This window comes from Salipaludibacillus daqingensis, from assembly GCF_029891575.1.
GTDB lineage: Bacteria > Bacillota > Bacilli > Bacillales > Salisediminibacteriaceae > Salipaludibacillus > Salipaludibacillus daqingensis.
The window spans coordinates 224,150-238,037 of sequence record NZ_JARZHF010000006.1 but is presented as its reverse complement, the minus strand read 5'-3'; the positions used below and the strand labels follow the sequence as shown (position 1 = coordinate 238,037).

Genomic DNA, 13,888 nt, shown 5'->3' with positions numbered 1-13,888 from the left:
CAAAAGCATGTCCCCGAAATGTCTTTCCGTTATGATAGAAACAATCTAAGCTATGTGTTCGTCCCTCCTTTTTTAAAACTTAAAATTGTCTTAATATTGAAAATGTTATACGAACACAATCTCTTTAGCAACACGAACAAACCTGCGCAACGTCTTGTGCCCCGGGATGAAAGTCCTTTCTGATTCCATGATTGATTTATCTGCTGCCATTCACATGATTTACCAGTTGTAAATGTAAATAAATTGAAAATAATTCCCCTTTTTAATTTTTCATCAATCTATTATATTTTGAACTGATTAAATAAATTTTCTATCTAAACCTGCCGTATGATTCCTTTCGACCACAAGAACCGTCCCTGCGGTTTCCCAAGAACCGTCCCTGCGGTTTTCCTGCGGTTTGTGCGGTTTTTTTTCGTTGTATAAGGGGTATATAGATGAAAAGCAAGATAATTCATCAGGATGAACGGAGACAGTTCTATGAAAAAACGACATTTGATTCTTATTAGCTTCTTACTTATTTACGTTTCGGTTATCGCCTACCACCAGTTAAAAGATGTTCCCGAAGGTGTTTCCTATAGTGGTGACATGCACTCTCTCGCTGAAGAGGATGTCTCGTTTATCTATGACCTTACATACGAGCAAGACGGAGAAGAAATCTATGAGCACTCTATTTTTGACGAAGTATTTTCTCTTATAGAGGAAGCAGAAGAATTTCTCATCGTTGATATGTTTATGATCAATGAATCTTCCGATGAATCTCGAGACTTCCCTTCTCTGAGTGCTGATTTTTCGGCAAAAATCAAGCAGCAAATGGAAGACAATCCAGATTTGAATGTGATTATTATTACAGATCATGTCAACACGACTTACCGTTCTCATGAAGCAGAACATATTGATCCTTTAGCTGACTTAGGAGCTGAGGTCATTTATACAGATCTGACAGAATTACGTGATCCTAACTTGCTTTATTCCGGGATATGGCGGATGTTTTTTCAATGGTTCGGCCAGTCCGGAACCGGTTGGCTTCCAAATGCACTTGGAAGCACCTCACCTGACGTGACGTTTCGCTCTTATTTAAAAGTGATGAATTTGAAAGCAAATCATCGTAAGGCCGTGATCAGTGAAAATAGTGGCATGTACTTGTCAGCGAACGCACACGATGCCAGTGCCTATCATTCAAATATTGCTTTTCGTGTAACGGGACCTATTTTGCAAGATATGATTGAAGTGGAAAAAGCCGTATCGGCGTTTTCAGGAGGAGATGACTCTCTTTTTCCAACAAACATCTCTGCCTCGGAAGACACGTCGAATGAGGGACCGATTCAAGCTCAAGTGGTCACAGAGAGGGAGATTGAACACGCCATTATTGACGCCCTTGATCAAGCAATGGAAGAGGATGACGTTTGGATTGGCATGTTTTATTTGTCTGATCGTCATATTATTGAGGCGATTGAACAGGCAGCGGACCGAGGAGTGAACGTCCGGTTGATTCTCGACCCAAACGAAAATGCTTTCGGTCAGGAAAAAATTGGCCTACCAAATATTCCTGTTGCGAGTGAGCTTTTAAATCGTGACGACAACAACATTCAGATTCGCTGGTATAACGTAAATGAAGAGCAATATCATTCTAAAATGATCTACGTTCGACGAGGAGATGAGAGCCAAGTCATCGGTGGTTCCACGAACTACACGTCACGAAACTTGGACGACTATAACTTAGAAAATAACTTGAACTTCATTGCACCGAATAACAGCGAGTTCATTGAAGAAGTCGATGACTATTTCACGCGAATATGGCAGAACGACGACGCTGAATATACCGTCGATTACGACACGTATGGCGATAGTCTCAGCTCTGCCCGATATGTTCTCTACTTCATGCAGAAGACATTACGAATGACGACGTATTAACCGAGTGGAATCGGCCGGGATTCGGCTTGGATCAGTGAAAAAGTCGACTATAATTCGCCGATTAGACCGATTCATTCCTTCTCCCTTCGATGAATCGCTCCAATCTCGACGATTACCAAACTAGAGGGACTGTTCTTCCGGTCATCTGTTGCTCTAAGTTCATTCTGATATTCCTGCTACTAATTTTTCTTGAACTTTTAATGATGGCTTTTTTGCCTGAGTATCGCGACTTCCTTCTTCTGGACAATCAAAAAATTTACGGACATTTCCTCAATTTGAAAAAGACCTGAACGTGAGCAATGATCACGATCAAGTCTTTTTTATGTGGCAAAACTTTCGGTTGATCCCTTTAAGCATCGTCCCCGCGGCCACCACCTAATCTTGCAAAAGTCGCTCTTTTAGTTCATTTAACAGGTGGTCGAAGAGAACGACATACTCCTCTTTCACATGCTTATAAATCTCTAAAGCAATTTCCTCATCATACGTATGAGAAGTTCTATTTCTGTCCTCTAACATTTTCAGCCACTTTTCGCCTTCTTGAATTAATCCGTCTTTAAAAGCTTGCCTCATCGCTTTTCTTGGGCTAGTCACTTCAAGATGACCCTGATATTCTAAATAGGTTTTCATCAGCTTCCAAGATAGCTCATAAGTAAATTCAAAACGCTGAATCGTCGCATCAATAACTAAATCATCTAGTTTTGGATCCCTCTCCAGACTTTCATGAAGTTTTTTATTAGCCTTTTCTAAATCAACGAATTTGGCTTTTAGTTTATTCATGTGATCAATCATCTTCCCTTCAGAACTAGTTGAAAAGATCGTTTTGCCTTCTATATCAATGTCATGTTTTAACTTATCGTTACTTATTGCGTCATAATCAAGCACATCTATCGTATAAATAATACGTTCTTGTGAAAGCCGATCTTTAATTTCGTAAAGTTGTTCGCTATTTTCTCGAAAAACAATGGCTAAATCTATATCCGAAGCTCGTTTGTAGTCTCCCCGTGCCCTAGAACCAAATATCATAACCTTTTCAATGATTTCTGCAAAACTTTGAAAAACATCAATTATTTTATAAAAATCATTTCTACTTAAACCATACAAGTTGCTAGTAGTCATCAATGGTTCTCACCACACTTCTCATCTGATTTTATCAAGTTACCTCTATTATATACCTATACCCTCTTTAATTAAACCAGGAACGTAATTGACCGCGTAAACGGTCTGCAGAGGATCAAATACCCGATTTCAGAAGAGCAAAGCAATCCATAGATTACCTACACAGAACATTTACCTTTTTTTAAATACGCTCCCCCTTTTTAATTTTTCGTCTGTACTTATTAATTGAGAGATGATTATTAAAAGGGAGCGTGATGAGAGTGAAAGGATTCAAACGATCAGTGATTAAGGAAGAATTGGTAAAACTAACAGGAGACTATAAGCTTGCAATTATCTTAAACCAGATGATTTATTGGTCCGAACATTACAGGTGCTTTGACAAGTTTATTGCCGAGGCGAAAAGATGGTATGAGGACTCGGAATCAGACCTCACTCGCGGGTGGTTCTATAAAACAGAGGAAGAACTTGCTGAAGAGACGTTGATCAACATCGATCAATCGTCGATTCGTGGATTAGTGGATCAACTGGTTGAAGCCGGTTGGTTAGAGGAACGGAACCATTCGATCATGCCGTTTGATGACTCAAAGGAATACAGAGTGAACCTCAGAAACATTCAAAAAGACTTGAATCGGATGGGATGTTATTTAGAAGGATATACAATTGATATTCCCCATCCTACAGTAGATTAGGAGGGAGATGAAAAGAGCATTTTCATCGAGACGCAAGGTAAGATGGTGTATCACTATGGCATGGAATGAAAATCCCCCAACTCAATGAAGTTGGGGGATTTGATTTTGACTTTAATTCTATATTAATGCAGACCGAGTGAAGTTTCCGCTCTTTTGCCGCATGAGAACCGTCCCCATTCACCCTTTGTCTCAAATAAACCACAAAATTTTATTTTTTTCGACATATTATGCATTCTTCGAAATTCTAACATCTCCGCCTAGTTACTGGGAAATATGACATAAAGATTAAAACTACACACAAAAAACGACAATAATTGACATGGCGTTAGTGAGATAAAAGTCATATGACCATTGTATTTATATTGTAAATATATAATAATATGATATGAGTCATTATGCTTATAAATAAACCAAATTTAGATTAAAGGAGTGACTTTTTAATGAAATTTTGCACAACCTGTGGCACTGAGCGAGATCCTAACTCCCTCTTTTGTCAAGAGTGTGGCACTAAGTATGAAAGTACCTCATCTGGAACGAAACCTGATGAAATTAATCAAAAACCGGTTACAAAACAAACACCATCGCCTCCTGCCACACCTCAGCCAATAAAACTAACAAAAAAACAGAAACAAATCTTTGTTGGAGTAGCTGCTGTATGTCTTTTAATTTTCGGACTTTTTAAGGTAGGAGAATCACTAACAGACGGTAAAAAAGTGGCGGCAGGGTTTCGAGATGCCGTTGTAGAGCAAGATGCTAATACAGTTTTAGATTATCTAACAGCCGAAAACTGGGACGGTGAACTAACAGAAGACCATGCAAATGAAATTATTTCATACTTTCATAGCGATACGATGACACTAGGAACATTTGAACAGTATATAGATGAACAAATCAGTGTATTAGATTCAAATGAAGCATCAGCGGCCGAGGGCTACTATACAACATCCGGTCTTGACTCCCTCTCTTTTCAAAAAACAGGAAAAACATTCCTTTTCTATGATAAGTATGAATTCACATTAGAGGCATTTCCTTTACTTGTTTATTCAAACCATGAGGACACCACATTTTTAGTAAATGATGATGAAGTAGAAAAGCGAGCAACACCTGAAGGTTTCTACTCATTAGGGGATTTTCCTGTAGGTACATATGAAATAACGGGATTATTAGATACGGAGTATGTGAGTCTAGAAAACGAGATATCTTCGTATCACTATTATCAAGACGACCCTATCCATCTAACATTTGACCTTCAAGAAGTTTATATAAACACAAATGTGGGAGAAAGCTCTTTGCATGTAAATGGAAATGAGTCAGAGGTGACAATACCATTTGAAGGCAACTACTTCGGACCTGTCGTATTAGACGGTTCCCTTCAACTACATCTAGAAAAAGAAACACCTTTTGGAAACCTTTCTACTGAACATATTACCCTTGAGGGCAACCAATATGAGTATCAACTTGACTTTGGACTTTCAAGTTCCATATTAGACGAAGCCATAGAAGATCTAGCAGCAGATTTAGAAGATAGTTATGATCGTTTAAAAAGTGGAAATTCTGATGTAGAAATACTAGAATCGATAAACGTTTACACAGATGATCACTATATTGAATATTCTCAAGATGCCTGGTACTTAACCCTTGAGTCAGAAGAAAAATGGCAAAGGGAAGTCTCCACATCATGGTTTAATGATTCTTCCACTATTCAAGAAGAAACAGATTATAAAAACTACACATTGATTTTTTCCGAGGAAGATAGTCAATGGGAGTTGGAAGATCATCGCACCATAAATTACCTAACCGTTTCTGATGAGACGTTTTCTCCTATCAAGATTACCGATGACGATGACATTACTGAACTTATTTCAGAAGATCAGTTACAACAGTATCGAGACGATATTGAAGATGAATTAACGAATTTGTTTTCTGATTACTTCTTCGAATTTGCTGATGCAACGAGAAGTCAAGACACATCGGAAATTGTCTTATATATCGATGAAGACTCGACTGATTTCATCGAAAAAAACAAGAATGAAATGGAAGAATTGATAGATGATAACACCACGAAAACCCATTTAACGACATTCGACCAGGATTACTCAACGGATGACGAAATAACTTATGAAGTCATGATAACAGAAAGTTATTCGATTGATTTAGATGATGGTCAAACTTCCATTAAAGAAGAAGAATACACATTTGATGTGAAATTAACGAGTGATGGCTTTAAGATTGTAGACCTTTTAGAAAGCGAAGTAATTAGTACGGAAGAACAATAATAGGAGGAGTGTTATCATGTTTTGTGATAATTGTGGAAAAGAAAGTTCAAATAATGCAAAATTCTGCGGAGGTTGTGGTCATTCGTTTACGGAAGCCGCTTCTCAATCGCACGTAGTGAAAGAGGAGGTAGCAGCAACAGCTTCTACTCCTGTAGCAACAGAAACGACGCAAAGTTCACCTGAAAATGACTACGTTAAACAAGGGAAAGTAATTAGTAAAATGTACGGAGGGTTCTTTCTCGCTTCTTTAAAAGCACCGTTCAAGCACGCCAAAACGATTCAGGAAGCAACGATGACAAATGGAATGATTGCTTTTTTCTTATTTTCTTTGTTATTACCTTTAATTTCTTATACAGAAGCTCGGAACCTCTCACCGGTTAACGTTCCGTTTGGTTCCATCGTCGTTTCTCCTACCATTGTCATCTTCCTTTCTCTGCTTACAATGTCTGGAGTTATCTTAGTATCTCTTAAGTTGATGCAAGTAAACGCAAGTTATCAAGTACTCGTCAATCGATTAGGAAGTTTGCTAACTTTACCAATCGCTTTATTATCCGCTTCCTTTTTATTTAGTTTGATTTCCATGTCTTTTCTTTCCATGTTTCTTTTAATACCAGTTTTATTAATAGTCCCAATTGCCGTATATGGTACGATTTTCTCTTACGACAATCATACTACTAAAGGCCTCGATCCCTTTTATGGTGTTCTAACATCCATGATTGGTTTTGCGATTATTTCCATGATCGTATTTATCGTCGCTATTGACTCCATGTTAAACAGTATTCGTAATTCTGTTCCTTTGTTTTAAGTCTTATTGGAAAATACAATTATTCTTAATAAAAAGTTCTCCCTTCACGGATGAGGGAGAACTTTTTGCCATAGCTTTTCACACTTTATTCTAATTCCAATTTTCATACCGAGATGGAAGTGACGCTGTTTTTAAATACGTCCCCCCTTTTTTAGCGGAAACACTCCTCGAAAATTTCGGCAATAAAAACGGTGATGCTTGAAGTCCTCTTCTTCATACATCACCGTTTGTTCCCTTTCCCATTCATCAAACTTCGGCTCTTTTGCCGCATGAGAACCGTCCCCATTCACCACTCATTCATCACCCCTACAGTGTTTCTAGTTGATTTAAGATGTGCTCGTATTCGTTATCATGATGGACGTGGAAGAGATCTGCTTTATCTAATAAATGGACGATGAGAACTGTTGATAATCCTGTCACAATACCGACGATGACGGTAGACAGCGCGCTAGCAATGGTATTGAGTGGCGGAAATACACTTGTCCACTTCCCGATGAATTGATCCACTGCTTCTTCCAAGGCAATACCTGCTGTCACGGTTATCCCTACTGCCATAAGTTTTGATGATTCGTGAGCCCTTTGAGATAACGTCATATCTTTAGGAGGATGGACTAATAGCTTAATAGCTTTGAATAGAGAATAAATTCCCTCCCTAATCATTCTCACCGTCCGTTTTCCGGTCTTAATAAACATGTTAATCAACGTCGTGACCATATTTGAGAGAAATCCGCTCAATGCTCCATCCTTGAAGCTTTCAATCACTTTTTTCCACTTGCTTAACACGTTTTTAGCCACTCTTGTTAACCTTTTATTTAATACCTGAAAAAATGAGCTGTCGCGATCTCCGCTTTTATATCCATGATTTTTGATGTCTTTCACTTCATCAAATAGAGCAATCACAAGTTCTCTCATCACGAGACCAATGGCTTGTTGTTTTCCCATGTTCGCCGCTTCTACAGCGCCCGTTTTTGCGATATTCGTTGAATAATAAGTGACTTTTTGTTTCGTCGTTGGCCGGTGCTCATCAGTGGCTTGTTTTGCTTTTTTATATTTAGGATTCACTCGACGGTTATCTATATTATAGAACTTCTTGTTATCTATCTTTCTCCCGTTAGCTTGGGTCGAGCGGAACTCATCGAAGTTCGCTGCATTTTTTGACTTATTTAAGCTTTGATCTGTTATAGCATAATTCCTTTGATCTCTAGCGAAAGCTTGTTTCTGGTCTTTGCCTAACATGAATCCACCTTTTCGGTGGAATTCTTCTAGCGGGACAATATGATCGACATTCGCACGAAATCGAGGGATCTTTCTCCCCGTGTATTCATCCGTAAAAATATCCTTGGATTCCTCTCGCCGATTTCGGTAGTCATCCGCAGACTTTTTATAATCATATTGCTTGTTTCTCATATCTTGACTGTATTTCTCGTTTTCCTTCGCATAAATACCTTGTTCTGCATTGTGGAGGGTGGTGACATTCCCACCCTCTTTGTCGTCGAATAAGTATTTAGCCAACCCAAAAGGTTTAATCATAGCATCTAATACAGAATCACGGCATTCGATCAGCAAAGCTTGTTCGTGTTCAGGGGTAAACTGCAAGTCATGAGATATAAGGTATTCCTTCACCTCATTTTGATAATCTTTCCAGCCCACTGATTCCGAAATCTGCGGAAGTTCGTCATATGTACCAATCGTTTCTGTTGCTGCCGATTTTTCCTCTTGTGAAAGTTCTAGTATTGATGAAGACGGAGTGACTTGTGAAACATCTTCCTTGTTCAAACCTAATAGGTCAAACAGCTCCGTCATTTGAACTTCCGCTTTATCTATTTCCGTGCTCTGTTCCATTGAGGTCGATGAAACTTCCTCCGCTTTATCGAATAAATCGTGTAACCGATCGCCAGTCTTTTTTAGTTGATGTCGTTGAGCTAACAAGGCTTTCTCCTCTTGAAATTTGCTCATCGGGGTTTGACTCCTCTCCATGTAGAACCTCTTCCAAGTTCACACCTTTTTCGGATAACTTTTTGATAGCTTGCGAGAAGATAGATAACTCTCGTCCAAGTTTATCTAGCTTCTTCTTATTAAACTCTGCCTCAAGCGCCACATCAACGACCAGTGTTGCGAAGTGATTCACGTCCTCTGCTAAATTATTAATCGTTTTTTGATTGTTTCTAATAATTCCCTGAATAATGATTTCTCTTTTCTGCGTCTTCGATCGTTCAGACCCGCCAGTTAACCACTTTACGCCTTTGTATACGCCTACCCCTGCGACCAAAAGGACTCCTATCCCTGTCACCATCGAGGAGAGCCCAAGCACCCCACCTAAACCTAAAGCTGCTAGCCCAGATGTCAGTCCTGCGGCACTTAATCCAGCCACACTACCGCTCATGTAAATGGCTGCGATAGGGACGCCCACTGCCGATGCCTTTGCTGAAAGATCCTTGGCATTCTCAATAATTTGATTGTCTTTCACTTCTCCACGCATGATCTTTTCATCATTAACAATCCCTTGTTCAATGACTTCCACCTGTTTATCTTCAATCTTAAATAAAGACAAAAGAGGAGAAAGATTGGAAAATTCCCGATAGGAGCAAGGACCAAATTTCACGCGGTTCACGCGAAGAAGATCTTTCACTAAAGAGATTTCAAGAGCTTCCTCTGAACCAGATGGCACATTGGCTCCCATCGTATCTACTAAAGAAGTAACGGTTTCTTTTTTTTCATTTAACCCTCCGATAAAGCTACGAATTTCGCTTCTTAAATTCACATCAAAATGGAGCTGAGCCATCAATGTTTGAATTTCCGATAATGAGGCCCCATCCATTTCCCTCTCTTCATCCAACACACTTAAAATGATTATCTTGAGATAACTTAATTTTACTTTATCAGGCATATCTTCTAAAATAACAATTTTATCTGTTTCATCGACGTTCCCTTTCGATTTCATTTCGATGACTTCCATTAAAAACTCATACAAGTTTTCCCCATGAATATAGTTGGGATTGATCCCCATCATAAATGTTTGATCGTTCTCAAAAATTTCAAGTTGTAATTCTATTTTATCCGGTTTGTTTTTACGTGGAATTCTTTTCTCCACTTTCTCTACTTTTACAAGTTCACTGAAGTTAATCGCAAGTGGTGCTGAAAGGATCTCTTTGTAGTAGAAACCCGCTCTCGTGATTAGATATCCCTCTTTTCCACTCTTAAATGTCGTTGTATCACAAAGTGCTATCACATTATTCGGAGCAATACCTTGCCCATATGACTTTATAGCATTCATTAGTTTTTTCTCAGGAATATGCTCGTTCTCATAAACTTCACCCAATTCACCTTTCATGATCTGACTATAGGAATGAATTACTTTATCGAAATCAATGACTGTATTTTCTTCTTGTGTATTCATAGGTCACCTCACATTTATTAGCACTGCGACTATCTTCTAAATTTCCTCCACTTTCAGTGATTTACCCTCTCTGAAAAAATCAGATTCAACCTGGTTATAACCATTTATTTCTACTATTCAACTTTGATCGGACGTAGGCAAAAAATCGTTTTATTGCATATTTGTCCATCCCTAAATAAACCCTTAAATATGAGTCTATTATACCATAATTATTTTACCAGAGTGAGAAAGAGTACGGTTATCTCGGTCAGTAATCGGTCAACCGTATAGCAATTAATGACAATTAATAAATGGAGTTTTATCTTCCTTAACACGAAAACTAGAGGACCGTTCCTTTTCGACCACAAGAACCGTCCCCTTGGTCCGGTTTTACCTTAAATAGTACTATTGATATATTTTTTTGGTTTTAATATAATTATTAAGAACTAATACTTTAGTATTATAAAACACTATTTAGGTAGTGTTTATCTTTTTGAGAGGCGGTGTTGATGAGCCGGGTTATCAGATGATTTCTAGGGAACCCGATTAGTTTAATTAACTGATCATATGATTTAAGCGCTTTGAATGATTACTCTGCTTTCTAACTATTTTCACACTACCATTTCAATAGATTAATATATATAACCGCAGGTAATTACGTATTTAAAAAATGAACGGAAAGGAACAACATAATGAAAAGTATAAAAACAAAATTAATTTTCTCATTTTCAACACTAATATTAGTCATTTCCATATCCTTAGGCTTTCTCATTCTGCAAGATGCAAGTAACTCTATTGTCAATGAAGCGGAGTCTGGTTTGGAATCATTATCCTCTGAAGGAGCTAGGTTAACGGAAAGCCGACAAGAAAGTGAATTTAGATATTTAGATGGCCTGACAAACATGGAACAGTTAAGCAACCCTGAGGAAGAATTGGAAGTTAAAATGGATATTCTTCTAAATGAAGTCGAAGAAACTGATTATTTGAGAATTGGCGTTTCTGATCTGAACGGTAATTTATACCTTTCTGATACTTATGGAATTAATAATGAAATCGTAGACATTAACGAGAGAGAATATTACCATGATTCTATGGCTGGGGAACGAGGAATGATGCCGCCTTCCATCAGTGTGAATGACGATGATGAAGGACGCATGATCATTGTTAGCTCTGTTCCGATGTATCATAATAATGAAATTTCCGGAGTTTTAGTAGCAGTGGGAGATGCAAACTATTTAAACTTAATTGTTGATGATATGGGGTACGGCGAACAAGGGTATGCTTATATCGTAAATGAAGTGGGTACTGTTATCGCTCACCCTAACCGTGACTTGGTCTTCCAAGGATTTAACCCAATTGAAAGCGTGGAAAGTGACCCAAGTTTGACTTCCCAAGCCAATTTATTTGAACAATTTCTAGAAGATACAAATGGCGTTGGAAATTATACTTACGAGGGAGAACAACTTTACGCAGGTTTTTCACAAATCGAGGGGACAGGTTGGACCTTAGTCATTAACGCATTCGAAGAAGAGGTATTATCTGCCATTCCGCCTTTGCAAATCAAAGTAATGATCGTAACCTTGGTAATCTTAGTTTTGAGTATCGTCCTTACTTTTTTCATTGGTAGTTCGATCACGAACCCGCTCATCACGATTACGAAACATTCCAATAAAATGAGTAACTTAGATATTACGGAAGATGTCCCACATCATTTACTGAAAAAGAAAGACGAGGTAGGTAGATTATCCAACGGATTGCAAACGATTACAAATAATTTGCGAGAAATCCTTAAAGAGATTAATCATTCAGCTACTCAAGTTGCCGCATCGTCCGAAGAATTAACAGCTACTTCCCAACAATCCGCATCTGCTTCCGAAGAAGTGGCAGTGACCATTTCTGAAATTGCCACAGGTGCTAGTGAACAAGCTCAAAACACAGAAGATGGATCTTCCAAAGCTATGCTGTTAGGCGAAGTGGTAGAAAAAGAACAAGCTGTGGTCAAAGACCTAAACGAAGCTTCCGCAAGAGTAAGTCAAGTTGTCTCAGAAGGTCTCAAAGAAATTGACAAGTTAACAACCATTTCGGAGGAAAATTATCACGCTACAAAAGAAGTGGAACAAGGCATCATGAAAACGAATGATAGTTCTAAACAGATTGGGGAAGCAAGCAATGTCATTGCAACCATTGCCGAACAAACAAATCTTTTAGCCTTAAACGCTGCAATCGAGGCTGCTAGAGCTGGAGAAGCAGGAAAAGGTTTCTCTGTAGTAGCTGATGAAATAAGGAAATTAGCTGAACAATCCACTACTTCTACCAAAACGATCGATACTGTAGTAAAAGAGTTACAAACAAACTCAGAACAAGCAGTAAAAATCATGGAGAAAGTCTCGTCTATCCTCATCGAACAAGAAAAAACAGTTAGAGAGACAAAAGGAAAATATGTTACCATCAGCGAAGCGATGACTTCTTCAGAAAAAGCAGTAGAAAATTTAAATTTATCAGGAATAGAAATGAAAAATATTAAAGACGAAATAGTCAATACGTTGCAAAGTTTGTCGGCCATTGCTGAAGAAAATTCAGCTTCTACAGAAGAGGTTTCTGCTACAATGGAACAACAATCAGCTTCTACTATTGAAATTTCAAAGTCAAGTGAAGGTCTTTCAGAATTAGCACAAGATCTCCAATTATTAATTAGTAAATTTAAAGTTTGACGAAATGGATACTGACCGAAGGAACGGTTCCTTCGGTCAGTCTTCCCTATACTCTCTTCTTAACACATCACCATCAATAACTCATATGACCGGGAGGGTAACCCTAGGAGTGACACATTAATCACTCGTTCAACCAGAGAAACCGTCCCGGTTTGTTTTGTTTGATAATTTCTGCAATTCTACTTTTAAATAGTGATTTTTCTCTATCATTTGACTCATTTTATTTTCATAATGTTTGGCTTCCTCCATTGATATCTCAGCGTTTAATATTTGTTCCACACTGTTTTGATCTATTTCTTCTTGCTTTCGAGACATCGATACTGCGCGCCAACAAACAATGAAACAAACACCTTTCAAAGCTATGAGAGCTATAATGATTGCGGTACTCATATCATACACCTTCCTTTGTTTTAAGTAGGTTATTCGTTTCTTAACTCTTCTATTTGTTTTTTTAATTCGTTATTTTCCTTTTCTATCGTATCCATTTGAGATTGATAAGATCTCATATTAGATGAAGAATCATGACAATTGTTGTTAGAATGAGCGTTTCGCTGATCATTTTGTGCCGAACTCTTCTTTTCGCCCTTTGTTCCACAGCAACCACCACTAGAAACTTTCATCCCTTTTCTACAGAAAAGCATCATGAGAATAAAGACAATTACTAAAAAAAAGGTTATCGTTGTAAATTCCACTTCCGCACCTCCCTTTTCATGACTCACGATAAAATCTATGATTCGTTACATTAAGCTGATCAGCCGCAACTATTATTGCGTTCTTTTAAGAGATTCAATTTCTCTAGCGAGATGCTCATTCTGTTCTTTGAGTGTATTTAAATTATTTTGGAGATCTTTTGCTTGTGCACTATTTTGATTCGTTTGTTTTTCTTTCCCATGAGTTCCTCTCATAAAAATGATCATCCCTACCATCATTAATGGACAAATAAGTAAAATCAAAAATGCTAAATTTTCCATACCATTCTCCCCCTCTACTTTTTTCAGTCCCCT

12 protein-coding genes are annotated in these 13,888 nt (G+C 38.0%); 5 read left to right on the top strand and 7 right to left on the bottom strand.

The window, feature by feature from the left end; genetic code table 11:
* Positions 1 to 477: 477 nt before the first annotated feature.
* On the top strand, positions 478 to 1,911 hold the full coding sequence (locus QDN89_RS13450) for a phospholipase D-like domain-containing protein (protein WP_280770665.1): 1,434 nt from the start codon (positions 478 to 480) through the stop codon (positions 1,909 to 1,911).
* A gap of 375 nt (positions 1,912 to 2,286) precedes the next feature.
* Here QDN89_RS13450 and QDN89_RS13445 read toward each other — a convergent pair whose 3' ends face one another.
* Complete coding sequence (locus tag QDN89_RS13445; protein ID WP_280770664.1) at positions 2,287 to 3,027, bottom strand: HI0074 family nucleotidyltransferase substrate-binding subunit; 741 nt, start codon at positions 3,025 to 3,027, stop codon at positions 2,287 to 2,289.
* Positions 3,028 to 3,287: 260 nt separating this feature from the next.
* Between QDN89_RS13445 and QDN89_RS13440 the strand changes: the two genes are divergently transcribed.
* The 3 genes from QDN89_RS13440 (at position 3,288) to QDN89_RS13430 (ending at position 6,797) form a co-directional block, all read left to right on the top strand.
* Positions 3,288 to 3,716 (top strand): hypothetical protein, encoded by a 429-nt coding sequence (locus QDN89_RS13440; RefSeq protein ID WP_280770663.1) that lies wholly within the window; start codon positions 3,288 to 3,290, stop codon positions 3,714 to 3,716.
* Positions 3,717 to 4,156: 440 nt separating this feature from the next.
* Positions 4,157 to 5,992, top strand: coding sequence for a TcaA 3rd/4th domain-containing protein (locus QDN89_RS13435; protein WP_280770662.1), 1,836 nt, complete (start codon positions 4,157 to 4,159; stop codon positions 5,990 to 5,992).
* Between the two features lie 16 nt (positions 5,993 to 6,008).
* Positions 6,009 to 6,797, top strand: a complete 789-nt coding sequence (locus tag QDN89_RS13430) for a hypothetical protein (protein WP_280770661.1) — start codon at positions 6,009 to 6,011, stop codon at positions 6,795 to 6,797.
* Between the two features lie 131 nt (positions 6,798 to 6,928).
* On the opposite strand, the gene QDN89_RS13425 is transcribed toward QDN89_RS13430, so the two are convergent.
* Genes QDN89_RS13425 through QDN89_RS13415 form a run of 3 tightly spaced genes read right to left on the bottom strand, consistent with a single transcriptional unit; the run spans position 6,929 to position 10,194 of the window.
* On the bottom strand, positions 6,929 to 7,090 hold the full coding sequence (locus QDN89_RS13425; protein ID WP_280770660.1) for a hypothetical protein: 162 nt from the start codon (positions 7,088 to 7,090) through the stop codon (positions 6,929 to 6,931).
* Between the two features lie 13 nt (positions 7,091 to 7,103).
* Positions 7,104 to 8,753, bottom strand: a complete 1,650-nt coding sequence (locus QDN89_RS13420) for a hypothetical protein (RefSeq protein ID WP_280770659.1) — start codon at positions 8,751 to 8,753, stop codon at positions 7,104 to 7,106.
* Entirely contained in the window at positions 8,665 to 10,194 is a 1,530-nt protein-coding gene (locus tag QDN89_RS13415; protein ID WP_280770658.1) for a hypothetical protein, read from the bottom strand. Before QDN89_RS13415 ends, QDN89_RS13420 begins: the two co-directional genes overlap by 89 nt.
* 671 nt (positions 10,195 to 10,865) lie before the next feature.
* Here QDN89_RS13415 and QDN89_RS13410 point away from each other — a divergent pair.
* Positions 10,866 to 12,884: a methyl-accepting chemotaxis protein gene (locus tag QDN89_RS13410; protein WP_280770657.1), complete on the top strand. Its 2,019-nt coding sequence runs from the start codon at positions 10,866 to 10,868 to the stop codon at positions 12,882 to 12,884.
* A 129-nt stretch (positions 12,885 to 13,013) separates the two neighbouring features.
* On the opposite strand, the gene QDN89_RS13405 is transcribed toward QDN89_RS13410, so the two are convergent.
* From QDN89_RS13405 to QDN89_RS13395, 3 genes are all read right to left on the bottom strand, one after another.
* On the bottom strand, positions 13,014 to 13,274 hold the full coding sequence (locus QDN89_RS13405; RefSeq protein WP_280770656.1) for a hypothetical protein: 261 nt from the start codon (positions 13,272 to 13,274) through the stop codon (positions 13,014 to 13,016).
* 29 nt (positions 13,275 to 13,303) lie between these two features.
* The gene (locus QDN89_RS13400) at positions 13,304 to 13,576 is read right to left on the bottom strand and encodes a hypothetical protein (protein ID WP_280770655.1); all 273 of its coding nucleotides are present in this window, start codon (positions 13,574 to 13,576) and stop codon (positions 13,304 to 13,306) included.
* 72 nt (positions 13,577 to 13,648) lie between these two features.
* Positions 13,649 to 13,855, bottom strand: coding sequence for a DUF2933 domain-containing protein (locus QDN89_RS13395; protein WP_280770654.1), 207 nt, complete (start codon positions 13,853 to 13,855; stop codon positions 13,649 to 13,651).
* Between the last annotated feature and the right edge of the window lie 33 nt (positions 13,856 to 13,888).

Coding starts and splice junctions, on each gene's coding strand:
- QDN89_RS13420 (WP_280770659.1), bottom strand. CDS start 8,753: ATGAGCAAATTTCAAGAGGAGAAAGCCTTGTTAGCTCAACGACATCAA.
- QDN89_RS13410 (WP_280770657.1), top strand. CDS start 10,866: ATGAAAAGTATAAAAACAAAATTAATTTTCTCATTTTCAACACTAATA.
- QDN89_RS13445 (WP_280770664.1), bottom strand. CDS start 3,027: ATGACTACTAGCAACTTGTATGGTTTAAGTAGAAATGATTTTTATAAA.
- QDN89_RS13405 (WP_280770656.1), bottom strand. CDS start 13,274: ATGAGTACCGCAATCATTATAGCTCTCATAGCTTTGAAAGGTGTTTGT.
- QDN89_RS13435 (WP_280770662.1), top strand. CDS start 4,157: ATGAAATTTTGCACAACCTGTGGCACTGAGCGAGATCCTAACTCCCTC.
- QDN89_RS13430 (WP_280770661.1), top strand. CDS start 6,009: ATGTTTTGTGATAATTGTGGAAAAGAAAGTTCAAATAATGCAAAATTC.
- QDN89_RS13450 (WP_280770665.1), top strand. CDS start 478: ATGAAAAAACGACATTTGATTCTTATTAGCTTCTTACTTATTTACGTT.
- QDN89_RS13395 (WP_280770654.1), bottom strand. CDS start 13,855: ATGGAAAATTTAGCATTTTTGATTTTACTTATTTGTCCATTAATGATG.
- QDN89_RS13415 (WP_280770658.1), bottom strand. CDS start 10,194: ATGAATACACAAGAAGAAAATACAGTCATTGATTTCGATAAAGTAATT.